This window comes from Streptomyces sp. NPDC058872 (genome assembly GCF_042743065.1).
GTDB lineage: Bacteria > Actinomycetota > Actinomycetes > Streptomycetales > Streptomycetaceae > Streptomyces.
Window position 1 is genome coordinate 1 of sequence record NZ_JBHYMK010000012.1, and the last position, 23,977, is coordinate 23,977.

Consider the following 23,977-nt stretch of genomic DNA (forward strand, 5'->3'; position numbering starts at 1 on the left):
ATGTGGAAGCCCAGTAATGGGTGGAGCTGACCGGTACTAATAGGCCGAGGGCTTGTCCTCAGTTGCTCGCGTCCACTGTGTTAGTTCTGAAGCAATGAACTCCCTTTGCCGGTTGAGTTCAACTTCATAGTGTTTCGGTGGTCATAGCGTTAGGGAAACGCCCGGTTACATTCCGAACCCGGAAGCTAAGCCTTTCAGCGCCGATGGTACTGCAGGGGGGACCCTGTGGGAGAGTAGGACACCGCCGAACAATCATTGTGGGAAAGCCCCGCACCTTTTGGTGCGGGGCTTTTCTGCGTTCACCCCACACACCTGACGAAGAGGCCTCTGTCGTCCCGGTAGGCGTCGTTCTGGGGGACTCTGAGTGTGGTGTAGCCGTCAGGACGCCTCTCCGGCTTAGCCGCGTACGGGTTGAGCGGCCCGTCCACGTCAAGGAACAGCAGTGGTCGGTTCACGGTCCCCCGGGTCTTGCGCACGGTTGACTGCCCCGATCAGCGTAACTGTGGGATTGCCTCGGCATTGGGCCGGTCTGAATGATGATCACGATGCGGCGAGTGTGATCACGGCATCGGAGCCGTCCTGGATAACCCCGTTCGCGGGGCTGAGCCCGCGCTGCTTCGGCGAACTGCTGACCACGCTGTGGCGCGATGGAGTAGATGCGGCCAGAGCGAACTCCCGGACTGGAAAGAAGAACACGACAAGTCCCACGAGCAGGTCCGAGCCCGCGTCGAGTACGTCTTCGCCTGTATGAAGACCTGGAAGATCCTCCGAGACTGCCGTCTCAAGGCGATGGCGTCCACCAGGCCATGCTCGGCATCGCCCGCATGCACAACCTCGCCCTCGCCGGATCGGCAAGCTTCCCCGGCGTCAACCGGGCAAAGCCCGAGATCACCAGCTCCGGCGAAGGTAGGCCCCGCTCGTCGTCCCGACTGCTCACCCACTGGGCGTCGGTGAGCGGCCCCAGCGCAGGGAACGCCCGCTCCAGCGGCTCGGTTTCGGTGCGCCAGTCCTCGTCGGTCCCGCCCGCAGCCTGCCACAGGAGCCACCAGACGGGCAGGACCGCCAGCCCCGCTCCGATCCCGATCACTTTCCGTCGCTCCAACACGATCCCCCATGCCTGACGTCCGGGACACCCTATCCAGCCCGAGCACCACCTATTGATCACAAAGGGTTCTGGCGACTCCCGGGAAGCTTCGGGGAGGACGTGCCCCGATAGGGCAAGGAGGCGACGAGACCGGTTGCGGCGCGCAGGGCGGAGGCCACGGCCGTTCAACGGGCGTTCGCCCTGTGGTGGAGCCGGGCGCGGCCCTCGGTGGTCTCGGGCGCGCGAAGGGCGACGGGAAGGGGTTCGAGGGGCTCGGTGAACAGGGGACCGAGGTGGCGCCCGCGCCACGGCACGGCGAGGAGGACTGCGACGGCGAGTCGCAGGGTGCCCCACAGCCGGCCGGAGGGGATGAGGACGGGGAAAATCACCCGTCGCGTTGCCGAGGCTGCCGAGCGCGCCGTGGGAGTCGGCGGATTGCACCGTCGCAAGGGGCGGGACCACCGGTCAGGACCACGGCCTGGCCGATGACGCCGCTCGGAATGGCCCCGGAAGCGGTGCCGAAGAGCTCGTCGAGCCCCAGAAGCTTCTGAGTGCGTGCTGGCGGAGGCAGGGACCGTCCTCGTGGCAACTGGGGATCGGGCGCTCCCGCTCCGCCGCCTCACGAGCGGGTACGCGGGAGACGCCCACTCAACGTCACCGTCGGCGTGCAGCCACAACAACGTCGACGGTCCCCTGACCGTTGTGGTATCAGCCCCCGACGGAGCTGGTGCCATAACCGGGGACGCCTGCTGCTCGGGCCAGTTCGAGGTCCAGGGCTTCGCGACGGATGCGCTGGTCCACGTAGAGGAGGGCCGTCACACCGGCCGAGATCGGGTAGGTGACCACGCTGACGATCACGCCGCCGATGCCCGTGACGACGAGGAACGGCCAGCCGAAGGTCGTGGTGGTGCCGGAAAGGAGGCCGGAGAGCCCTTCGCCGTCGACCGCGACGCCGATGAGGGTGAACGGGGCCATGGTGATCCCGCTGAAGACGAGGATCAGCAACTGGGTCAGCACGGTGATGCCGAAGATCCGCCACCAGGAGCCCTGCACCAGCTTTGCCGAGCGCTTCAGGGAGAGGGCCACCCCTTGGCGCTCCAGCATCAGGGAAGGGGAGGCGAGGCTGAAGCGGACCATCAGCCAGATGACCACCACCAGACCGCCGAGGCCACCGAGGAAGCCCAAGGCTCCCCCGCCGACCCCGCCGAGCAGGAGCCCCGGGAGCAGGCCGACGCACACGATGGCCACGCTCATCACCGAGAGCAGCAGGGTCAGTCCCAGCAACTGGAGCAGACGCGGGCGAGCCTCCTGCCAGGCGGAACCCAGGGTGACCGGACGCCCGAGGACCGCACGACTGATGACCACGGTCAGCAGCGCTGCGACCACGAGCGAAGCCATCAACGCCACGAACAGGGAGGGAATCGTGCCGACCAGGGAGGTCTGGGTCGAGTCGAGGGACTGCCTCAGCTGCTCCGCGGGCGTGGCGTCCGGGTCGATTCCGGGAGTGACCGGCACGAGGTAGCGCTGGGCCAGGACATTGGCGATCTGGGAGACCACTGCGACCGGGACCGTGATGGCGAGGAGGGTGGCCCAGTAGGTGCGGAGGGTCTTCACCGCGCCGCCGAGGATCTCGCCCGTGCCCAGGGGGCGCAGCGGAATGACGCCGGGCTTCGGGGCCGGGGGCCTGTCCCGAGGAGCGTTGGAGTGCGGGGTTCCCCAGTTCCGGCCGGGAGCGGGACGCGGAGCGGGGACTGCAGGAGGGGACCATTGGCCGGCGGGAGGCTGTTCCTTGGACCACTGGGGGGTGGAGCCGTTAGCGTCGACTGCAGCGGGGGGAGCGGGAACTCCCGTATCGCCCTGCTGGTCGGAGGGGCCGGATCCGGGCGAGGTCCAGCCCGGAGTGTCGTTCACGGTCGTCCACCTCGGAGGAATGGTCGCGGTGCCGGATCGGCGAACCGGCTCGGTCACGGCGGCCGACACCTGAGACGGCGGCGGGCCGGGTGCCATCGTGCCACGCGAGGTGTGCCGATGGGCCGGAGTGGGCCCTTCCTTCGCACCTTTGTCCGGACCGTCATCGCGCGAGCGCTACGCGGCACACTGCGCGGATGCCCGGTCAAGGCGCACGATGACGGTCCGCTGACGGGCCTGGAGGGGCGCCCTTGAGGGTCTTGCGCCCCGGGCGGGGGAGACCGCTGAGGGACGGTCCGCGAAGTAGCCCGATCCGTGCCGTGGGCCGTACGAGGCCACACGAGGTACGGTTCTGCGCGACCGCGGGGGACACAGGGGTGACATCCATGACTGACATCAGCACCCACGAACACGGGCAGTCACCGACGAGTGATCGAGGACGTCGCCGCAGGTCAGTGAGGTATCTCACCAGCCGCCTTAGGACTGATACGGAAATGGGATGATGTCGATATGAAGGGACGCGTTCTTGTCGTCGACGACGACACCGCACTGGCCGAGATGCTCGGCATCGTGCTGCGGGGTGAAGGGTTCGAGCCGTCGTTCGTCGCTGACGGCGACAAGGCGCTGGCTGCTTTCCGCGATGCCAAGCCCGACCTGGTGCTGCTCGACCTGATGCTGCCCGGACGGGACGGCATCGAGGTGTGCCGGCTCATCAGGGCCGAGTCGGGCGTGCCGATCGTGATGCTCACCGCCAAGAGCGACACCGTCGACGTGGTCGTGGGCTTGGAGTCGGGCGCCGACGACTACATCGTGAAGCCGTTCAAGCCGAAGGAGCTCGTCGCCCGCATCCGGGCGAGGCTGCGGAGGTCCGAGGAACCGGCTCCGGAGCAGCTCACCATCGGTGACCTGGTCATCGACGTGGCGGGCCACTCGGTGAAGCGGGACGGGCAGGCCATCGCCCTCACCCCGTTGGAGTTCGACCTGCTGGTCGCGCTGGCGCGCAAGCCGTGGCAGGTCTTCACCCGTGAGGTCCTGCTTGAGCAGGTGTGGGGCTACCGGCACGCGGCCGACACCCGGCTGGTCAACGTGCACGTCCAGCGACTGCGCTCGAAGGTCGAGAAGGACCCCGAGCGCCCGGAGATCGTGGTGACCGTCCGCGGCGTCGGTTACAAGGCAGGACCGAGCTGACATGAGTACGGGCAGTACTGCTCCGAAGCCCGGGGACCCGGGAGTCCGTACGGGGCGGGCTGCCGGACCGGGGCGGGGGGGCCCGCGTTTCGGCCGTCTGCTCCGTCAGGGACGGCTCTCGGGGGACGGCACGCGCGGTGGGTCGGTCCTCCGGCTCTTCGCGCGCTGGATCCGCAGACCGCTGCTGCCCGCCGTGCGGCTGTGGCGGCGCAACATCCAGCTGCGGATCGTCGCGGGCACCCTGCTGATGTCCCTCGGCGTGGTGCTGCTGCTCGGCATCGTCGTCATCGGGCAGGTCCGCAACGGGCTGCTCGACGCGAAGGAGAAGGCCGCCCAGAGCCAGGCCGCCGGAGGGTTCTCCGCGGCCCAGGACAGGGCGGCAACCACCCCGACCACGCCCGCCGCGCCCGGACAGCAGGACGGGGTGCGGGTCGGCACCTCCCTGAACTGGCGCTCCACGCTGGTCGAGCAGCTTGCCAGTGGTGGCCAGAGCGCCTTCAACGTGGTCGCGCTCTCCCGCGACGGCGGGGACACCGCGAACCGCGGCGCCCGTGCCTCCGGCGAGGTCGATCCGATCACGAGCATCCCCGCTGACCTGCGGCACTGGGTGGCCCAGGGCACCGGAACCTTCCAGAAGTTCACGCGGATCCACTACACCAGCAGCAAGGCCTCCGAGCCCGGGTTGGTGATCGGCAAGCGACTGAACGACGCCGACGGCGATCAGTACGAGCTCTACTACCTCTTCCCACTGGCCCAGGAGGAGGACTCCCTCACCCTGGTCAAGGGGACCCTGGCGACCGCAGGGCTCTTCGTCGTCGTCCTGCTCGGCGCCATCGCCTGGCTCATGGTGCGCCAGGTCGTCACACCCGTGCGGATGGCCGCAGGAATCGCCGAGCGGCTCTCGGCGGGCCGGCTCCAGGAGCGGATGAAGGTGACCGGCGAGGACGACATCGCACGCCTCGGCGAGGCCTTCAACAAGATGGCCTCCAACCTCCAGCTCAAGATCCAGCAGCTGGAGGACCTCTCGCGGATGCAGCGGCGGTTCGTCTCCGACGTTTCGCACGAGCTGCGGACCCCGCTGACGACCGTGCGGATGGCCGCTGACGTCATCCACGAGGCGCGCGTCGACTTCGACCCCGTCACCGCCCGCTCCGCCGAACTCCTCGGGGACCAGCTCGACCGCTTCGAGTCACTGCTCTCCGACCTCCTGGAGATCAGCCGCTTCGACGCGGGGGCGGCGGCCCTGGAGGCCGAGCCGATAGACCTGCGCCAGGTCGTCCGCCGCGTCATCGGCGGCGCCGAGCCCCTCGCCGAACGCAAGGGCACCCGGATCGTGGTCGTCGGAGACGAACAGCCCGTGGTGGCCGAGGCGGACGCCCGCCGGGTCGAGCGGGTGCTGCGCAACCTCGTCGTCAACGCCGTCGAGCACGGCGAGGGCCGTGACGTCGTGGTGAAGCTCGCCGCCGCGGGCGGGGCCGTCGCCGTCGCCGTCCGCGACTACGGCGTCGGCCTGAAGCCGGGCGAGGCCACCCGGGTCTTCAACCGCTTCTGGCGCGCCGACCCCGCGCGGGCGCGCACCACCGGTGGCACCGGCCTCGGCCTGTCCATCGCCGTCGAGGACGCGCGGCTGCACGGCGGCTGGCTCCAGGCCTGGGGGGAGCCCGGCGGAGGCTCACAGTTCCGACTCACCCTGCCGCGCACCGCGGACGAGCCGCTGCGGGGCTCCCCGATACCCCTGGAGCCCGAGGACTCGCGGCGCAACCGCGAGCAGGCCGCCGCCGGACGGGCCCGGGAGCGCGACTCCCGGGCCGCGGTGCCGACACAGCCGGCGGGCGACCGGCCGCACCTTCCCGTGCCCCCGAGACTGCCCGCGCCCTCGCGGGCGACCGTCGATCCGACGGCGCTGCCCGGCAGCGGCGCCCGGGTGGTGGCGCGGGCGACACCGGACGGCGACGGTGGGGCGGGTACGGCGACGGCCGGCGGGAACGGACATCTGGAGTGGGAGGACGGGACACGTGGGAGCTGACTCCCGAGCGGAACGTGCGGGCCGGCGACGGAGCGCCCGGGTGCTGGTGCTGGCCGCGTGCGGAGGCCTGCTGGCGACCGGGTGCGCCACGATGCCCGACAGCGGGGACGTGCAGCAGGTGAAGGGACCCAACACGGGTGACTCGCAGGTGCGGGTCTACGCCGTCGCCCCCCGGGAGAACGCCGACCCGAAGGAGATCGTCGACGGCTTCCTGGAAGCCATGACCAGTGACGATCCCGGCTTCGCCACGGCCCGCAAGTACCTCACGGAGAAGGCCGCGCAGAACTGGAAGCCGGAGGAGAGCATCACCGTGCTCACCACGGCCCCCAACCGCGACCAGGCGGACCGCAACGCGGACCCCGACAGCCCGGGCCGTTCCTTCCCGCTCTCCGGCCGGAAGATCGCGACCGTGGACGCCCGGCACGCGTACCAGCCGGTCAGTCCCGCCGAGTACCTCCAGTCGATCCACGTCGTGCAGCAGCCGACTGCGAAGGGCAAGGGCAAGGAGTGGCGCATCGACAGCCTTCCGCCCGGCCTGATCCTCGGCGAGGCCGACTTCCTCCGGAACTACCGTTCCGTCAACAAGTACTACTTCGCCTCCGGGGAGAACTGGGTCGTCGCCGATCCCGTCTACATCCGGCAGCGGCAGGACCCGGTCACCCGGATGGATCCGGTGACGCAGACGGTCAGGGCGCTGCTCGAAGGGCCGACGAACTGGCTGAAGCCGGCCGTCGACTCCCAGTTCCCCTCCGGCACGGAACTGAAGAGCGGGGTCACCAGCCTGGCCCCGGACGACCAGTCCACGCTGAGGGTGCCGCTCAACGACAAGGCGGACGGGATCGGCGGCGAGGCCTGCCGACGGATGGCGGTCCAGCTGTTGTTCACCCTGCGCGACCTGACCTCCGTCAACGTCGAGCAGGTGGAGCTCCTGGACTCGCACAGGCGTTTCCTGTGCCGGTTGGGACAGGGGCAGGCGGCGGAGTTCGCGGCCGTGCGGAACACCAGCGGCAAGGAGAACCCGTACTTCGTCGACGAGCACGGCAAGCTGATGATGCTGGTCGTCGGGGGCAAGGAGCCGAACGCGCCGATCCAGGTTCCGGGGCCCCTCGGCAAGGGCACGGTGCCGCTCGGTTCGGTCGCCGTCGACCGGGGCGAGACCCGGGCTGCCGGGACCAGTGAGACCGGTCGCGAACTGGTCGTCTCCTCCATCACCACGGAGGGCGAGCCGCTGCCGCCGGTCCTGACGAGCCGGGCGGTCCGACCCGAGGACCGGTTGTCCGCGCCCAGCTGGGACGGCAAGGGCGATCTGTGGGTCGCCGATCGTGACCCCGCCGCGCCCCAGCTGTGGATGGTGCCGGGCGGCACCGGCCAGCCCGTCAAGGTCCGCACGCCCTGGTTGGACGACGGCGCGCGCATCGAGTCGCTGAGGGTCTCCGCGGACGGGGTGCGGATCGCCATGGCGGTGACGCGGGGTGACCACACGACCCTGCAGATCGGCCGGGTCCAGCGGCAGACCAATGACGAGGAGACGGTCGTCTCGGTCCTGGACCCGCAGCCCGCCGCACCTCGACTGGAGTCCGTCACGGCCGTTTCCTGGGCAGGACCCAGTCGGCTCCTCGTGGTCGGCAAGGAGGCGGGCGGCGTCCAGCAGGTCCGTTACCTCCAGACCGACGGGTCGACTTCCACCACCGCGGTGCTCCCCGGGCTGAACGGGGTGACCTCGGTGGCCGCCCCGCACACGGACGCGGCGCCGGTGGTGGCCGTGTCGGGTGATGACGGCATCGTGCGGCTGGCCCCCGGAACGAACTGGCAGCCCGTGGCCAAGAAGGGCTCCTCCCCGGTCTACCCGGGGTAGGCCGACCCCCTGCCGGGGCGCCGCGCGCGGTGCGGTTCCCCGGCCGCAGACGGCTCCGCGCGACCGGGTGGGGACGACTGCACTTGACGGACTTCGGGGGCGTCGGAGGGGTTTTCCACAGGGGTGGCCGGGTGGCGCGCGAAGGCGCACAGTGGAGCCATGCGGGGGTGGTGGCACGAGGTCGTCGGGCTGGTGCTGCCGGTCGCCTGCGGCGGCTGTGGCAGACCACGGGCGGAGCTGTGCCCGGAGTGCGCGGATGCGCTCCTCGGGGCGGCGCCGCGCAGGGTGAGGCCCGCACCCGAGCCCGCCGGGCTGCCGGTGGTCCACGCTGCCGCGCCGTACGCCGATGCCGTCAGGGAACTGCTCCTCGCCCACAAGGAGCGCGGTGCCCTCCCCCTCGCCCGCCCCCTGGGCGAAGCCCTGGCCGGGGCCGTGGAGGCCGCCACGGGCCCGCCAGCGGACGCCACGGGCCGTCCGCTCCTCCTCGTACCGGTGCCGTCCTCGCGGCGCTCCGTACGGGCACGTGGCCATGATCCGATGCGGCGGATCGCGCTGTCCGCAGCGGGGCGGCTGCGGAAGGCGGGGAGGCCGACGCGCGTCCTGCCGGTGCTCCGGCACCGGCGGCGCGTGGCGGACCAGTCAGGGCTCGGGGCGCGTGGGCGGCTCGCCAACCTCGACGGGGCGCTCCGGGTGGTGCCGGGCGGGGCACGTCTCCTCGGCACGGGAAGGGTCGTGCTCGTGGACGACCTGATGACGACGGGGGCCTCGCTCGCCGAGGCGGCGCGCGCCCTCGCAGCCGTTCGCCTTCCGTTCATTCCTGGAATACCGCACGGCTTACCGACCGGTTCGACACAAGGCGAAATCGAACAGCAGGTGGCGGCCGTGATCGCATCCTCTCCCGCCTCGTTCGAAATAAACCGGAACTCGCGGGGATCTTGGATCGTTGCAGGTGGTGAGAGGTGAAAGCACCCGATCGGAGGTATGTCGCGGTAGCGGGTGCCAACACCCGTCCGAAGGGGCTATGTTCGGTTGTGAGGAATGGTGAACGCCATCGCCTCACCGAATACATGGTTGCGCCTACAGGACAGGAGTTCAGGGCGAATTAACCTCTTGTCGATGGGGTGGAGATCTTGTCGACTGGGGAGGAGGAGGGCGAAGTCGCCAAGTCCGAGCTCCGGTAATCCATCCGGAGTCTGGTGCAAAGGGAGATGCCCGGCGGCCAAGGAGCCGACCAGGGCGATCCGGGAACGGAGTTCTGCGTGGACATCGTCGTCAAGGGCCGCAAGACCGAGGTGCCCGAGCGGTTCCGCAAGCACGTGGCCGAGAAGCTGAAGCTGGAGAAGATCCAGAAGCTCGACGGCAAGGTGATCAGCCTCGACGTCGAGGTGTCCAAGGAGCACAACCCGCGGCAGGCCGACCGGTCCGACCGCGTGGAGATCACCCTCCACTCCCGAGGCCCGGTGATCCGGGCGGAAGCTGCGGCAGGCGACCCGTACGCAGCGCTCGACCTCGCCAGCGACAAGCTCGAGGCACGACTGCGCAAGCAGCACGACAAGCGGTACACCCGCCGCGGGAACGGCAGGCTGTCGGCGGCCGAGGTCGGGGACGTGGTCCCCGGTGCCGCCCAGCTGAACGGGGACGGCCAGCTCGTCGCCGACGAGACCGACAAGGTGCCCACCACGATGATGGGCTCCATCGAGGTCCAGGGCGAAGGCCCCCTGGTGGTCCGGGAGAAGACCCACCGGGCCGCACCGATGACGCTCGACCAGGCGCTCTACGAGATGGAACTGGTCGGGCACGACTTCTACCTCTTCGTCGACTCCGACACCAAGCAGCCGAGCGTCGTCTACCGGCGACACGCGTACGACTACGGCGTCATCCACTTGGAGAGCGACCCGCTCGCCGAGGGCGGCGGCGCCGGCGGTGCCCTCGGCGGCTGAACGAGCCGCCCGCACCACCTCCGACCGAGAGGTGTTCCACTCGGTGCCCCTGGAGCGCGCTGCGCCTCCCAGGGGCACCCCTGTGCGCCCGTGGATCACCCCGTCGTCGTCCGGGCATGAAATCATGGCGCGCACGCCAACCGGTGCTCGTGGAGTACGGGTTGGCGGACCGGAAACGAATTCAGGCCACGGCCTTCAGGGGGAGGAACGATGGCGGACAGCTTCGGACCGGTGCTCAGCGGGCGCGAGCACGGTGGTGCGGTCCCGGAGGGATCGGACGCGGACGGCGGAGCGTTCCGCAAGGAGCCGATCAGGGTCCTCGTCGTGGACGACCACGCCCTCTTCCGTCGCGGACTCGAGATCGTCCTCGCCCAGGAGGAGGACATCCAGGTCGTCGGCGAGGCCGGCGACGGCGCCGAGGCCGTCGACAAGGCGGCCGACCTCCTGCCGGACATCGTCCTGATGGACGTGCGGATGCCCCGGCGCGGCGGCATCGAGGCGTGCACCTCCATCAAGGAGGTGGCCCCCAGCGCCAAGATCATCATGTTGACGATCAGCGACGAGGAGGCCGACCTCTACGAAGCGATCAAGGCGGGGGCGACCGGCTACCTCCTGAAGGAGATCTCCACCGACGAGGTCGCGACGGCGATCCGCGCGGTTGCGGACGGACAATCGCAGATCAGCCCGTCCATGGCGTCCAAGCTGCTCACCGAGTTCAAGTCGATGATCCAGCGCACCGACGAGCGCAGGCTCGTGCCGGCCCCCCGGTTGACCGACCGGGAGCTGGAGGTCCTCAAGCTCGTCGCGACCGGGATGAACAACCGTGACATCGCCAAGGAACTGTTCATCTCCGAGAACACGGTGAAGAACCACGTCCGGAACATCCTGGAGAAGCTGCAGCTGCACTCGCGCATGGAGGCCGTGGTGTACGCGATGCGGGAGAAGATCCTCGAAATCCGGTAGGCCACCCGAACCGGCCCCGCCCCGCCGCGCACCGCAGCCGCGCGCCGGTCCGACGGGGACCGCGGACGGCCTCACCCCAGGGCCGCCACCAGGTCCTTCGCCAGCTCCGGGGCATCGACCCGCTCGACCGCCACCGCATCGCAGCCGACCCACGCGGCGGCCTCCCCCAGGGCCCGGGCCACCGCCGGCACCGCCTTCGGGCCGTCCAGCGTCACCTGTCGGGCGACCAGGGTCCTGCCCTCCCGCGCCGGATCCACCCGGCCGACCAGGCGCCCCCCGGCGAGGACCGGCATGGCGAAGTAACCGTGGACCCGCTTCTGCTTCGGCACGTACGCCTCCAGGCGGTGGGTGAAGCCGAAGATCCGCTCCGTCCGGGCCCGCTCCCAGATCAGCGAGTCGAACGGGGAGAGCAACGTCGTGCGGTGCCGGCCGCGCGGCTCCGTGGCGAGCGCCGCCGGGTCCGCCCAGGCGGGCTTCCCCCAGCCCGCCACCGTCACGGGCACCAGGCCCGAGGCCTCGACCACCGCGTCGAACTGTTCGCCCTTGATCCGGTGGTAGTCGGCGATGTCCGCACGGGTGCCCACGCCCAGCGCTTCGCCGGCCTGCCGCACCAGCCGCCGCACGCATTCGGCATCCGCCAGGTCGTCGTGGAACAGCGCCTGCGGGACCGCCCGCTCGGCCAGGTCGTAGACCCGCTTCCAACCGCGCCGCTCGACGACCACCACCTCGCCGTACATCAGTGCCCGCTCGACGGCGATCTTGGCGTCGGACCAGTCCCACCACTCGCCCTTGTTCTTCGCGCCGCCCAGTTCGGTCGCCGTCTGCGGTCCCTCGGCCCGCAGCTGGTCGATCACCTTGTCGTACGCACCGGCCGACAGGTCGTGACCCCAGTGCGGGCGGTTGCGGTAGGCGCGCCGGCGGAAGGCGAAGTGCGGCCACTCCTCCACCGGCAGGACGCAGGCGGCGTGCGACCAGTACTCGAATGCGTGTGCCCCCGTCCAGTACGCGTCCTCCACCGTCGCCCGGCCGACGGCCCCGAGGCGCGCGTAGGGGATGAGTTCGTGGGAGCGGGCGAGGACCGAAATGGTGTCCAGTTGGACCTGGCCGAGGGACCGGAGCACCCCGCGCACCCCGGCCCTGCGGTCGGGGGCGCCCAGGAAGCCCTGGGCGCGCAGCGCGATCCTGCGGGCTTCGTCGGCGGACAGTTCGGCGGCGGGGCGCGGCGCAGTCGTCATGGACGGCACCCTAGGTCCCGGTACTGACAGCGGGCCCCGCCCCGGCCTCATGCGGCGCCGGTCGGCAGGTCGCGGGCGGGGAGGTACGGCAGGGGGCTGGGCAGGCCGAAGTCGGAGGGGAGCAGGGAGCCCACCCAGCCGTCCCGGAGGGTGTTTTTGTTGGCGAGTCCGGCGCGCTGGACGCCCTCCGGGACGAAGCCCACCCGCTCGGCCACCGCCCGCGAGGCCGTGTTGCCGACCTCGGCGCGCCAGACCAGCCGGACGCAGCCGAGACCGGTGAAGGCCCAGTGGGCCAGGGCGCGCACGGCCTCGGTCATGTAGCCGTGGCCCCGCTGCTCGGGCGCCATCCAGAAGCCGATCTCCCAGACCCCGGTGTCGCGGGCGTGCAGGCCGGTCGCGGCGAAGAGCGGGCCGCCCTCCAGCGGCTCCACGGCGAAGGTGTACTCGGTGTCGTCCCGCCAACCGTCCGGGACCAGGCGCTCGAGGAAGAAGGAGGCGTCCTCGCGGCGGTACGGGGAGGGCACGACGGTCCACCGCTGGATGGTGGGGTCCTGGCAGATCTCGTACACCCTGTCGACGTCCTCGGGGACGAAGGCGCGCAGTCGCAGGCGGTCGGTGCTGAGGGTGATGGGTTCCATGTCGGGATTGTGGTGACCGGACGGGCTCGAAGCGAACACTTTTCGGATGAGGCGGCACCTTCCGCCCACCTCGCGCGTTCTCCTCTACGGGCGGACGTGCGGCTTCGGCACTGCGGGCCTCCCAGTGCAAGGGCGGTCTCGCTTACGATGGCCGTTGCGGTGGGGACCACCTGCCGTGCCCGCGCTCGCGTCCATCACAAGACCCAGTGCCAGGCCCGACCGGCAAGGAGACCAGCCTCAGTGTCCGTCTTCAACAAGCTCATGCGTGCAGGCGAAGGCAAGATCCTGCGCAAACTGCACCGCATCGCGGACCAGGTCAACTCCATCGAAGAGGACTTCGTCAACCTCTCCGACGCCGACCTGCGGGCGCTCACCGAGGAGTACAAGCAGCGGTACGCCGACGGCGAGAGCCTCGACGACCTGATGCCCGAGGCCTTCGCGACCGTTCGCGAAGCAGCCAAGCGCGTCCTCGGCCAGCGCCACTACGACGTCCAGCTGATGGGCGGCGCCGCGCTCCACCTCGGCCACGTCGCCGAGATGAAGACCGGTGAGGGCAAGACCCTCGTCGGCACGCTCCCCGCCTACCTCAATGCGCTCTCCGGCAAGGGCGTGCACCTGATCACGGTCAACGACTACCTGGCCGAGCGGGACTCCGAGCTCATGGGCCGGGTGCACAAGTTCCTCGGTCTGACCGTCGGCTGCATCCTGGCGAACATGACGCCGGCCCAGCGCCGCGAGCAGTACAACTGCGACATCACCTACGGCACGAACAACGAGTTCGGCTTCGACTACCTGCGCGACAACATGGCCTGGTCCAAGGACGAGCTCGTCCAGCGCGGCCACAACTTCGCCTGTGTCGACGAGGTCGACTCCATCCTCGTCGACGAGGCCCGTACGCCGCTGATCATCTCCGGCCCCGCCGACCAGGCCACCAAGTGGTACGGCGACTTCGCCAAGCTGGTGACCCGCCTGACCCCGGGCGAGCCGGGCAACCCGCTCAAGGGCATCGAGGAGACCGGCGACTACGAGGTCGACGAGAAGAAGCGCACCGTCGCCATCCACGAGGCGGGCGTCGCCAAGGTCGAGGACTGGCTGGGCATCGACAACCTCTACGAGTCGGTGAACACCCCGCTCGTCGGCTACTTGAACAACGCCATCAAGGCGAAGGAGCTGTTCAAGAAGGACAAGGACTACGTCGTCATGGACGGCGAAGTCATGATCGTCGACGAGCACACCGGCCGCATCCTCGCCGGGCGCCGCTACAACGAGGGCATGCACCAGGCGATCGAGGCGAAGGAGGGGGTGCAGATCAAGGACGAGAACCAGACCCTCGCCACGATCACCCTGCAGAACTTCTTCCGCCTCTACGACAAGCTCTCCGGCATGACCGGCACGGCCATGACCGAGGCCGCGGAGTTCCACCAGATCTACAAGCTCGGCGTCGTCCCGATCCCGACGAACCGGCCGATGCAGCGCAAGGACCAGTCCGACCTGATCTACCGGACCGAGGTCGCCAAGTTCGCCGCCGTCGTCGACGACATCGCGGAGAAGCACGAGAAGGGCCAGCCGGTCCTCGTCGGCACGACCTCCGTCGAGAAGTCCGAGTACCTCTCGCAGCAGCTCGCCAAGCGTGGCGTTCCGCACGAGGTCCTCAACGCCAAGCACCACGAGCGCGAGGCCACGATCGTCGCTCAGGCCGGCCGCCGCGGCGCCGTCACCGTCGCCACCAACATGGCCGGTCGTGGTACGGACATCAAGCTCGGCGGCAACCCGGACGACCTCGCCGAGGCCGAGCTGCGCCAGGCGGGTCTGGACCCGGTGGAGCACGTCGAGGAGTGGGCCGCTGCCCTTCCCGCCGCCATGGAGCGCGCCGAGAAGGCCGTGAAGGCGGAGTTCGAAGAGGTCAAGGACCTCGGCGGGCTGTACGTCCTCGGCACCGAGCGCCACGAGTCGCGCCGCATCGACAACCAGCTCCGTGGTCGTTCCGGCCGTCAGGGCGACCCCGGTGAGTCCCGTTTCTACCTCTCGCTCGGCGACGACCTGATGCGGCTGTTCAAGGCGCAGATGGTCGAGCGCGTGATGGCCATGGCCAACGTCCCGGACGACGTGCCGATCGAGAACAAGATGGTCACCCGTGCCATCGCCTCCGCCCAGTCGCAGGTCGAGACCCAGAACTTCGAGACGCGCAAGAACGTCCTGAAGTACGACGAGGTCCTCAACCGTCAGCGCGAGGTCATCTACGGCGAGCGGCGCCGCGTCCTGGAGGGCGAGGACCTGCACGAGCAGGTCCGCCACTTCATGGACGACACGATCGACGACTACATCCGCCAGGAGACCGCCGAGGGCTTCGCGGAGGAGTGGGACCTCGACCGCCTGTGGAACGCCTTCAAGCAGCTCTACCCGGTGAAGGTCACCGTGGAGGAGCTGGAGGACGCGGCCGGGGACCGGGCGGGGATCACCGCCGAGTTCATCGCCGAGTCCATCAAGGACGACATCCACGAGCAGTACGAGGCGCGCGAGGCGCAGCTCGGCCCGGACATCATGCGTGAGCTGGAGCGGCGCGTGGTCCTCTCGGTGCTGGACCGCAAGTGGCGCGAGCACCTCTACGAGATGGACTACCTCCAGGAGGGCATCGGCCTGCGCGCGATGGCGCAGAAGGACCCGCTGGTCGAGTACCAGCGCGAGGGCTTCGACATGTTCACCGCCATGATGGAGGGCATCAAGGAGGAGTCCGTCGGCTACCTGTTCAACCTGGAGGTCCAGGTCGAGCAGCAGGTCGAGGAGGTCCCGGTGCAGGCGGGCGCTCCCTCGCTCGCCAAGGAGGACGCGCCCCGTGACGCCGTGCCGGGCAACGGGCGTCCGGAGATCCGCGCCAAGGGGCTCGAAGCCCCGCAGCGGCCGGACCGGCTGCACTTCTCGGCGCCGACCGTGGACGGCGACGGCGGCGTCATCGAGGGCGACTTCGCCTCCGAGGACGGCATGACCCGCGCGGAGCGGCGCAAGGCGCAGAAGAACGCGAGCGGCGGGCGCCGCCGCAAGAAGTGACCTTCTGAGCAGTGCGGAGGGGCCGGTTGCCCGAGGGGGCGGCCGGCCCCTCCGTCATGGCCGGCGGGCGGTGCCGTCGAGTCCGTCGAGTTCCACTGCGGCGCAGCGCCAGCGCTGGTCGCCGCCGCGCTCCAGGCGGAACGCCATGGCCCGCACCCGGGCTCCGGTGGTGACGGTCGCGAAGGCCTCGACGACCGATTGCGGGGAGTGCACCTGCACCGAGCAGCGGCGCAGGACCGGGCGGGGGCCGGGGGAGCGCAGGGGGGTGTGCGGGGCGAGCCGGACCAGCTGCTCGTAGGCGGTGCCGACGGTGTGGCCGAGCATCCAGTGGACGGGCCGCTCACCGCTGAGCACGGCGAGCAGGCGCTCGGCGAAGACGGTGTGCGGGGGCAGCGCGCGGGGCGCGGTGCGGCGCGGGCCGCCTTGGGCCGGGCCGTGGGGACGGGGGCCCGCCGCGCCGCGGGGGCGGGTGCCGGCCGGGCCGCCGGGGGCCGCGCGGCGGCGTGGGGTGGGTGAGGGGGTGCTGGTCAGCGTGGTGTTCATGGCGGGCCCCTGTCGTTCCGTGAGCGAGCGGTACCAGTCGGTAACTTGACCTGAGGATCTTGTACGGGTGGATCCCGGGGGCCCGCAAGCGCCCTTCGGGCAGGGGCGCTCCGGAAGGCGGATCACCTATCAGGGTGACGCCGGGGGACACCGGATCTCCGGCGGCGTCGAGGACGCCCTCCGGCAGTGGCCGCGTGGTGCGTTCGCCCGGCCGCCCCGAAGGGGGACTCCGCACGTATCCTGAGGGCCTCTCCGACTACGAAAGCGGCCAGCCATGCGCGTCTACGTCCCCCTGACCCTTCCCGGTCTCGCACAGGCGCACAAGGCGGGCGAGCTGGGCCCCGGCCCGCTGACCGCCTACGCCGTCACCCCCGCGCTGCGCGAGTGGTACGTCTCCGACGACATCGAGGAGCTGGAGTACGCGGCGCTCAACCGGGCCGCTTCCGCCTCCCTGCGCCTTCTCGCCGGAGACCCCGAGGCGCCCCGGCGGCGGATCGTGGTCGCCGTCGACGTGGCCGACAAGGACGCCGTCGTCGACCCCGAGCGCGGGCTCGACGCCGCTTCCCTCGGCGAGGTGCGGATCGCCGGTGCCGTTCCGCTGGCCAAGGCGGCGGCGGTGCACGCCGACGCGGAGGACGCCGACGAGGACGTCACCGCCGCGGCGAACGCGCTCGGTGCGGCGGACCGGGGCGACGACGACGCGCAGTTCGTCGTGGACGGGGCCGAGGACCACGAGCTGCTCTGGTTCGGGGTGCAGGAGATCCCGACGCTGCTCGGCTGACTGCCCTGGCGGTCGTGGACTCTTCGCCGCCGGTGGGGCCGGGTACTTTCTTTCCATGGGGAAGCACGGGAAGCACCTGGTCTGGGACTGGAACGGCACACTGCTCGACGACATCGGCGCGGTGATCGGGGCGACGAACGCGGCCTTCGCGGAGCTCGGACTCGCGTCGATCACCCTGGAGCGCTACCGCGAGCTGTACACCGTGCCGGTGCCGAAGTTTTACGAGCGGCTGATGGGTCGGCTGCCGACCGAGGAGGAGTGGGCCGTCATGGACGACGTCTTCCACCGGCACTACTGGGAGCGGGCCGAGTCGTGCGGTCTCACTGCCGGTGCGGCCGAGCTCCTCGCGGCGCGACAGGCGTCCGGACTCACGCAGTCGCTGCTCTCGCTCGCGCCCCATGTGCACCTCGTGCCGCTCGTGCAGAGGCACGGAATCGCAGAGCGGTTCGTCCGGTTGGACGGCCGCGTCGACACCTCGACCGACGGGAAGTCCGGGCACATGGTGCGGCACCTCGCCGCGCTGCGGGTCCCCGCGGAGCGCGTGGTCGTCATCGGCGACGCCGCCGACGACGCGGTGGCGGCGGCCCACGTGGGTGCACGGGCGGTGCTGTACACCGGGGGGTCGCACAGTCGGGCGTCGCTGGAGCGGGTCGGGGCGCCGGTGGTGGACTCCCTGGAAGAGGCGGTCGCCGTCGCCGAGGAGCTGGTGTAGCGGTCCGCCGCGCTGCCCCGGCCGCGGTCCGGGGTGCGTCCCGGACCGCGGCGTGCCCGCCCCGACGTCGGGCAGGGCGCGGTGCCGTCGTGCGTCAGGCCTTGGCGCGCAGGACCTTCAGGAACTCGCGCATCCAGCTGGGGTGGTCCGGCCAGGCCCGGGAGGAGACCAGGAGGCCGTCCACCACGGCCGCGCTGTCCTGGAAGGTGGCCCCCGCCACCTGCATGTCGATCTCCAGGGCCGGGTAGGCGGTGACCCGGCGGCCCTCCAGGCCGCCGACCGCCGCCGTCAGGAGCGGGCCGTGGCAGATCTGGGCCACCGGCTTGTCGGCGTCGAAGAACGCCTTGAGGATCTTGCGGAGCTCCGGGTCGTTGCGCAGGTACTCCGGCGCGCGTCCGCCGGGGATCACCACGGCCACGTACGCGCCCGGATCCACCTCCGAGAAGGCCAGGTCGGCGGGCCAGGTGTAGCCGGGCTTCTCCGTGTAGGTGTCGTAGCCCGGCTTGAAGTCGTGGACGACGAAGCGGAGCGTCTTGCGGGCCGGGGCCGCGATGTCGACCTCGTACCCCTCCTCCAGAAGCCGCTGGTACGGGTACATCACCTCCAGCGACTCCGCCGCGTCACCGGTCACGATCAGGATCTTCGCCATGGCTCTCCCAGATCACAGAGGGTCGGTCTGCCGTACTCGGGTCCACGCTGCCGTCCCCGGCGTGCTTTGCCAAGAGGACACGTGTCGCTGTCCATAACGTCAAACTTCGCCCGCTCTTTTGTACGCATACGGCTCATGACGGTTCGGGGGTCCGGGGCGATAGGCTTTTCCCGTGATCAGCGCGATACGCCAGGGGGGCAGTGAAGCCCCCGGCTGCCGCCCGGCCCGCGACAGCGGCCGGGCCGACCGTGCGTCCGCCGATCCCCTCCGTCCGGGTGCGCCGCGTTCCGTGGCCGATAAAGACCCGGGCATCTCTCATCCGGGCATAGCGTCGAGGTCGACCGGAATCCCCGCGTCGTGGCGTTGTGCCCTTTCTTCCACCGACGTCACGCAACGGCGCGCGACAGGAGTCAGAGGACATGCAGACCAAGCTGGACGAAGCAAAGGCCGAGCTGCTCGAACGGGCCGCTCGGGTAGCTGAGCACAGCCCGGTCGGGGGGCGACTTCCGACGGGCCCGGAGGGCGCGGAGGAACGTCCGGACCGGGACACCGTGCTCGACTACCTCCAGCGCTACTACCTGCACACCGCGCCGGAGGACCTCGACGACCGGGACCCGGTCGACGTGTTCGGCGCGGCGCTCTCTCACTACCGCCTCGCGGAGAACCGCCCGCAGGGCACCGCGAACGTGCGCGTCCACACCCCGACGGTGGAGGAGAACGGCTGGACCAGCAGCCACTCCGTCGTCGAGGTCGTCACCGACGACATGCCCTTCCTCGTCGACTCGGTGACCAACGAGCTCTCCCGCCAGGGCCGCGGCATCCACGTCGTGATCCACCCGCAGGTCCTCGTCCGCCGGGACGTCACCGGAAAGCTCATCGAGGTCCTGGCGGCCCAGATCCACGGCGAGCTGCCGCACGACGCCCTCACCGAGTCCTGGATCCACGTCGAGATCGACCGCGAGACCGACCGCGCCGACCTCAAGCAGATCACCAACGACCTGCTGCGCGTGCTGTCCGACGTCCGCGAGACGGTCGAGGACTGGGAGAAGATGCGCGATGCCGCCCTGCGCATCGCCGACGGGCTGCCTTCCGAGCCCACCGCTTCCGACCTGCGGCCGACCGAGGTGGAGGAGGCCCGCGAGCTGCTGCGCTGGCTCGCCGACGACCACTTCACCTTCCTCGGTTACCGAGAGTACGAGCTGGTCAACGGCGATGCCCTCGCCGCCGTCCCCGGCACTGGCCTCGGCATCCTGCGCTCCGACCCCCAGCACGGCGCCGACGACCAGGGCCACCACGCCCACCCCGTCTCGCCGTCCTTCAGCCGGCTGCCCGCCGACGCCCGCGCCAAGGCGCGCGAGCACAAGCTGCTGATCCTGACGAAGGCCAACAGCCGGGCGACTGTGCACCGCCCCTCCTACCTCGACTACGTCGGGGTGAAGAAGTTCGACGCCGAGGGCAACGTCATCGGCGAGCGGCGCTTCCTCGGACTCTTCTCCTCCGCCGCCTACACGGAGTCCGTCCGCCGGGTCCCCGTGGTCAAGCGCAAGGTCCAGGAGGTCCTGGAGGGCGCCGGCTTCTCGCCCAACAGCCACGACGGCCGCGACCTGCTCCAGATCCTGGAGACGTACCCGCGCGACGAGCTCTTCCAGACCCCGGTCGACCAGCTGCAGTCCGTCGTCACCAGCGTCCTCTACCTCCAGGAGCGGCGCCGGCTGCGCCTCTACCTGCGCCAGGACGAGTACGGCCGCTACTACTCGGCCCTCGTCTACCTGCCGCGCGACCGCTACACGACCCGCGTCCGGCTGCGGATCATCGACATCCTGAAGGAGGAGCTCGACGGCACCAGCGTCGACTTCACCGCCTGGAACACCGAGTCGATCCTGTCCCGCCTGCACTTCGTCGTCCGCGTCAAGCCCGGCACCGAGCTGGCGAAGCTCACCGATGCCGACGTCGACCGCATCGAGTCCCGGCTGGTCGAAGCCGCCCGCTCCTGGGCCGACGGCTTCGGCGAGGCGCTCAACGCCGAGTTCGGCGAAGAGCGCGCCGCCGAGCTGCTCCGCCGCTACGGCACCGCCTTCTCCGAGGGCTACAAGGCCGACCACTCGCCGCGCGCCGCCGTGGCCGACCTGGTCCGCATGGAAGCCCTCACGGCGAGCGGCAAGGACTTCGCGCTCTCCCTCTACGAGCCCGTCGCCGCCGGGCCCGGCGAGCGCCGCTTCAAGATCTACAAGACGGGCGACCAGATCTCGCTCTCCGCCGTCCTGCCGGTCCTCAACCGGCTCGGCGTCGAGGTCACCGACGAGCGTCCGTACGAGCTGCGCTGCGCCGACCGCACCCACGCCTGGATCTACGACTTCGGCCTGCGGATGCCGGCCTCCTCCGGCAGCGGCGCCGACTACCTCGGCGACGACGCCCGCGAGCGCTTCCAGGAGGCCTTCGCCGCCACCTGGAACGGCGAGGCGGAGAACGACAACTTCAACTCGCTCGTCCTGTCCGCCGGGCTCACCTGGCGCGAGGCGATGGTGCTGCGCGCCTACGCCAAGTACCTCCGGCAGGCCGGTGCCACCTTCAGCCAGGACTACATGGAGGACACCCTCCGCAACAACGTCCACACCACCCGGCTGCTCGTCTCCCTCTTCGAGGCCCGGATGGCACCGGAGCGCCAGCGCGCCGGCACCGAGCTGACCGACGGCATCCTGGAGGAGCTGGACGGCGCCCTCGACCAGGTCGCGAGCCTGGACGAGGACCGGATCCTGCGGTCCTTCCTCACCGTCATCAAGGCCACCCTGCGGACGAACTTCTTCCAGGCCGCGGCGGACGGCCGCCCGCACTCCTACGTGTCGATGAAGTTCGACCCGCAGGCCATCCCCGACCTGCCGGCCCCGCGTCCGGCCTTCGAGATCTGGGTGTACTCCCCGCGCGTCGAGGGCGTCCACCTGCGCTTCGGCAAGGTCGCCCGAGGCGGCCTGCGCTGGTCCGACCGCCGGGAGGACTTCCGCACGGAGATCCTCGGCCTGGTCAAGGCCCAGATGGTGAAGAACACCGTCATCGTGCCGGTCGGCGCCAAGGGCGGCTTCGTCGCCAAGCAACTGCCGGACCCGTCCGTGGACCGCGACGCCTGGCTGGCCGAAGGCATCGCCTCCTACAAGACCTTCATCTCGGCGCTCCTCGACATCACCGACAACCTGGTCGCGGGCGAGGTCGTGCCGCCGGCCGACGTGGTCCGCCACGACGAGGACGACACCTACCTCGTGGTCGCGGCCGACAAGGGCACCGCGACCTTCTCCGACATCGCCAACGGGGTCGCGGAGTCGTACGGCTTCTGGCTGGGCGACGCCTTCGCCTCCGGCGGTTCCGCGGGCTACGACCACAAGGGCATGGGCATCACGGCCCGCGGCGCCTGGGAGTCCGTCAAGCGGCACTTCCGCGAGTTGGGCCACGACACCCAGACCGAGGACTTCACGGTCGTCGGCGTCGGCGACATGTCCGGCGACGTCTTCGGCAACGGCATGCTGCTCTCCGAGCACATCCGCCTGGTCGCCGCCTTCGACCACCGCCACATCTTCATCGACCCGAACCCGGACGCGGCCGTCTCCTACGCCGAGCGCCGCAGGCTCTTCGACCTGCCGCGTTCGTCCTGGGCCGACTACAACACCGAGCTGCTCTCGGCCGGCGGCGGCATCCACCCCCGCTCCGCCAAGTCCATCCCGGTCAACGCGCCGATGCGGGCCGTGCTCGGCATCGAGGACGGCGTCACCAAGCTGACCCCGGCCGAGCTGATGAAGGCCATCCTGCAGGCCCCCGTCGACCTGCTGTGGAACGGCGGCATCGGCACGTACGTGAAGTCCTCGGCGGAGTCCAACCCCGACGTCGGCGACAAGGCCAACGACGCCATCCGCGTCGACGGCCAGAACGTCCGCGCCCAGGTCATCGGCGAGGGAGGCAACCTCGGCGCCACCCAGTTGGGCCGCATCGAGTTCGCCCGCAGCGGCGGACCCGAAGGCCTGGGCGGCAAGGTCAACACCGACGCCATCGACAACAGCGCCGGCGTCGACACCTCCGACCACGAGGTCAACATCAAGATCCTGCTCAACGGGCTCGTCGCCGAGGGCGACATGACCGTCAAGCAGCGCAACAAGATCCTCGCGGAGATGACGGACGAGGTCGGCCGGCTCGTCCTGCGCAACAACTACGCGCAGAACACCGCCCTCGCCAACGCCGTCGCCCAGTCGCCGTCCCTGCTCCACGCCCACCAGCGGTTCATGCGCCGCCTGGGCCGCGACGGCGAGCTCGACCGCGCCCTGGAGTTCCTGCCCAACGACCGACAGATCCGCGAGCTCCTCAACAACAGCCGGGGCCTGAGCCAGCCCGAGCTCGCCGTCCTCCTCGCGTACACCAAGATCACGGTGGCCGAGGAGCTGATCGGCACCGAGCTCCCGGACGACCCGTACCTGCGCGGGCTGCTCCACGCGTACTTCCCGTCGCTGCTGAGCGAGAAGTTCCCGGAGGCCGTCGACGGCCACGCCCTGCGCCGCGAGATCATCACGACCGTCCTGGTCAACGACACCGTCAACACCGGTGGCTCGACCTTCCTGCACCGCCTCCGCGAGGAGACCGGAGCATCGATCGAGGAGATCGTCCGCGCGCAGACCGCCGCCCGGGCCGTCTTCCGCCTCGGTCAGGTCTGGGACGCCGTCGAGGCCCTCGACAACCGGGTGCCGGCCGACGTCCAGACCCGGATGCGACTGCACTCCCGCCGGCTGGTCGAGCGCGGCACCCGCTGGCTGCTCAACAACCGGCCGCAGCCGCTCCAGCTCACCGAGACCATCGAGTTCTTCGCCGAGCGCGTCGAAGAGGTCTGGACCCGGCTCCCGGAGCTGCTGCGCGGCTCGGACCTGGAGTGGTACCAGTCGATCCTGGCGGAGCTGACCGAGGTCGGCGTGCCGGAGGAGATCGCCCTGCGGGTCGCCGGCTTCTCCTCCGCCTTCCCGATCCTCGACGTCGTCGCGATCGCGGACCGTGCGGGCAAGGAGCCGCTCGCCGTCGCCGAGGTCTACTACGACCTGGCCGACCGGCTGCGGATCACCGATCTGATGGACCGGATCATCGAGCTGCCGCGCAGCGACCGGTGGCAGTCGATGGCCCGTGCCTCGATCCGCGAGGACCTCTTCGCGGCACACGCGGCCCTGACCGCCGAGGTCCTGACGGTCGGCAACGGCACGACCAGCCCCGAGGAGCGGTTCAAGGCCTGGGAGGAGAAGAACGCGGCGATCCTGGGCCGCGCGCGGACGACCCTGGAGGAGATCCAGGGCTCGGACACCTTCGACCTGGCGAACCTGTCCGTGGCGATGCGCACGATGCGGACGCTGCTCCGTTCGCACGGCTGATGCGTTCATGAGGGAGGGCCCCG

16 protein-coding genes, 1 rRNA gene and 1 pseudogene are annotated in these 23,977 nt (G+C 70.4%); 12 read left to right on the forward strand and 6 right to left on the reverse strand.

Translation table 11 applies throughout. From position 1 onward, the window contains the following. The first annotated feature begins 133 nt into the window (after positions 1–133). Positions 134–250: ribosomal RNA gene (gene rrf, locus ACFW22_RS09875) — 5S ribosomal RNA — on the forward strand. A gap of 410 nt (positions 251–660) precedes the next feature. After that, a pseudogene (locus ACFW22_RS09880) lies at positions 661–848 on the forward strand (transposase); the annotation flags it as partial. 421 nt (positions 849–1,269) lie between these two features. On the opposite strand, the gene ACFW22_RS09885 reads toward ACFW22_RS09880, so the two are convergent. Continuing rightward, positions 1,270–1,473: a hypothetical protein gene (locus ACFW22_RS09885; protein ID WP_386401150.1), complete on the reverse strand. Its 204-nt coding sequence runs from the start codon at positions 1,471–1,473 to the stop codon at positions 1,270–1,272. A gap of 319 nt (positions 1,474–1,792) precedes the next feature. After that, the gene (locus ACFW22_RS09890; protein ID WP_386401152.1) at positions 1,793–2,995 is read right to left on the reverse strand and encodes a hypothetical protein; all 1,203 of its coding nucleotides are present in this window, start codon (positions 2,993–2,995) and stop codon (positions 1,793–1,795) included. A 507-nt stretch (positions 2,996–3,502) separates the two neighbouring features. Between ACFW22_RS09890 and mtrA the strand changes: the two genes are divergently transcribed. The 6 genes from mtrA to ACFW22_RS09920 all read left to right on the forward strand — a co-directional run bounded on the left by mtrA (position 3,503) and on the right by ACFW22_RS09920 (position 10,964). Further along, positions 3,503–4,180, forward strand: a complete 678-nt coding sequence (gene mtrA, locus ACFW22_RS09895) for a two-component system response regulator MtrA (protein WP_384871993.1) — start codon at positions 3,503–3,505, stop codon at positions 4,178–4,180. A 1-nt stretch (position 4,181) separates the two neighbouring features. Then, on the forward strand, positions 4,182–6,206 hold the full coding sequence (mtrB, locus tag ACFW22_RS09900; protein WP_386401155.1) for an MtrAB system histidine kinase MtrB: 2,025 nt from the start codon (positions 4,182–4,184) through the stop codon (positions 6,204–6,206). After that, positions 6,196–8,061, forward strand: coding sequence for an LpqB family beta-propeller domain-containing protein (locus ACFW22_RS09905; RefSeq protein ID WP_386401157.1), 1,866 nt, complete (start codon positions 6,196–6,198; stop codon positions 8,059–8,061). The genes mtrB and ACFW22_RS09905 overlap by 11 nt, the downstream gene beginning before the upstream one ends. A gap of 159 nt (positions 8,062–8,220) precedes the next feature. Continuing rightward, entirely contained in the window at positions 8,221–9,024 is an 804-nt protein-coding gene (locus ACFW22_RS09910) for a ComF family protein (RefSeq protein ID WP_386401159.1), read from the forward strand. 296 nt (positions 9,025–9,320) lie between these two features. Continuing rightward, entirely contained in the window at positions 9,321–10,001 is a 681-nt protein-coding gene (hpf, locus tag ACFW22_RS09915; protein WP_384872005.1) for a ribosome hibernation-promoting factor, HPF/YfiA family, read from the forward strand. A gap of 210 nt (positions 10,002–10,211) precedes the next feature. After that, entirely contained in the window at positions 10,212–10,964 is a 753-nt protein-coding gene (locus ACFW22_RS09920; RefSeq protein ID WP_386401161.1) for a response regulator, read from the forward strand. 71 nt (positions 10,965–11,035) lie between these two features. On the opposite strand, the gene ACFW22_RS09925 is transcribed toward ACFW22_RS09920, so the two are convergent. Then, the gene (locus ACFW22_RS09925; protein WP_386401163.1) at positions 11,036–12,199 is read right to left on the reverse strand and encodes a winged helix-turn-helix domain-containing protein; all 1,164 of its coding nucleotides are present in this window, start codon (positions 12,197–12,199) and stop codon (positions 11,036–11,038) included. 47 nt (positions 12,200–12,246) lie between these two features. Beyond that, positions 12,247–12,837, reverse strand: a complete 591-nt coding sequence (locus ACFW22_RS09930; RefSeq protein ID WP_386401165.1) for a GNAT family N-acetyltransferase — start codon at positions 12,835–12,837, stop codon at positions 12,247–12,249. 240 nt (positions 12,838–13,077) lie between these two features. Between ACFW22_RS09930 and secA the strand changes: the two genes are divergently transcribed. Beyond that, positions 13,078–15,882, forward strand: a complete 2,805-nt coding sequence (gene secA / locus ACFW22_RS09935; RefSeq protein ID WP_386401168.1) for a preprotein translocase subunit SecA — start codon at positions 13,078–13,080, stop codon at positions 15,880–15,882. A 54-nt stretch (positions 15,883–15,936) separates the two neighbouring features. Here secA and ACFW22_RS09940 read toward each other — a convergent pair whose 3' ends face one another. Beyond that, positions 15,937–16,425, reverse strand: a complete 489-nt coding sequence (locus ACFW22_RS09940) for an Rv3235 family protein (protein ID WP_386401170.1) — start codon at positions 16,423–16,425, stop codon at positions 15,937–15,939. Between the two features lie 274 nt (positions 16,426–16,699). On the opposite strand from ACFW22_RS09940, the gene ACFW22_RS09945 reads away from it, so the two are divergent. Then, positions 16,700–17,206 carry a DUF6912 family protein gene (locus tag ACFW22_RS09945; protein ID WP_386401172.1) on the forward strand — a complete coding sequence of 169 codons (507 nt, stop codon included), beginning with the start codon at positions 16,700–16,702 and terminating at the stop codon, positions 17,204–17,206. Positions 17,207–17,261: 55 nt separating this feature from the next. Continuing rightward, a complete protein-coding gene (locus tag ACFW22_RS09950; RefSeq protein ID WP_386401174.1) occupies positions 17,262–17,918 on the forward strand; it encodes an HAD family hydrolase in 657 nt (218 codons plus the stop codon). Positions 17,919–18,012: 94 nt separating this feature from the next. Here the strand turns inward: ACFW22_RS09950 and ACFW22_RS09955 are convergent, their stop codons facing one another. Beyond that, positions 18,013–18,567 carry a DJ-1/PfpI family protein gene (locus ACFW22_RS09955; RefSeq protein ID WP_386401176.1) on the reverse strand — a complete coding sequence of 185 codons (555 nt, stop codon included), beginning with the start codon at positions 18,565–18,567 and terminating at the stop codon, positions 18,013–18,015. Between the two features lie 419 nt (positions 18,568–18,986). Here ACFW22_RS09955 and ACFW22_RS09960 point away from each other — a divergent pair, with 419 nt between their 5' ends. Further along, a complete protein-coding gene (locus tag ACFW22_RS09960) occupies positions 18,987–23,954 on the forward strand; it encodes an NAD-glutamate dehydrogenase (RefSeq protein ID WP_386401178.1) in 4,968 nt (1,655 codons plus the stop codon). Positions 23,955–23,977: the final 23 nt, after the last annotated feature.

Coding starts and splice junctions, on each gene's coding strand:
- ACFW22_RS09920 (WP_386401161.1), top strand. CDS start 10,212: ATGGCGGACAGCTTCGGACCGGTGCTCAGCGGGCGCGAGCACGGTGGT.
- ACFW22_RS09940 (WP_386401170.1), bottom strand. CDS start 16,425: ATGAACACCACGCTGACCAGCACCCCCTCACCCACCCCACGCCGCCGC.
- ACFW22_RS09960 (WP_386401178.1), top strand. CDS start 18,987: ATGCAGACCAAGCTGGACGAAGCAAAGGCCGAGCTGCTCGAACGGGCC.
- ACFW22_RS09910 (WP_386401159.1), top strand. CDS start 8,221: ATGCGGGGGTGGTGGCACGAGGTCGTCGGGCTGGTGCTGCCGGTCGCC.
- ACFW22_RS09930 (WP_386401165.1), bottom strand. CDS start 12,837: ATGGAACCCATCACCCTCAGCACCGACCGCCTGCGACTGCGCGCCTTC.
- mtrA (WP_384871993.1), top strand. CDS start 3,503: ATGAAGGGACGCGTTCTTGTCGTCGACGACGACACCGCACTGGCCGAG.
- ACFW22_RS09950 (WP_386401174.1), top strand. CDS start 17,262: ATGGGGAAGCACGGGAAGCACCTGGTCTGGGACTGGAACGGCACACTG.
- ACFW22_RS09945 (WP_386401172.1), top strand. CDS start 16,700: ATGCGCGTCTACGTCCCCCTGACCCTTCCCGGTCTCGCACAGGCGCAC.
- ACFW22_RS09925 (WP_386401163.1), bottom strand. CDS start 12,199: ATGACGACTGCGCCGCGCCCCGCCGCCGAACTGTCCGCCGACGAAGCC.
- ACFW22_RS09955 (WP_386401176.1), bottom strand. CDS start 18,567: ATGGCGAAGATCCTGATCGTGACCGGTGACGCGGCGGAGTCGCTGGAG.
- mtrB (WP_386401155.1), top strand. CDS start 4,182: ATGAGTACGGGCAGTACTGCTCCGAAGCCCGGGGACCCGGGAGTCCGT.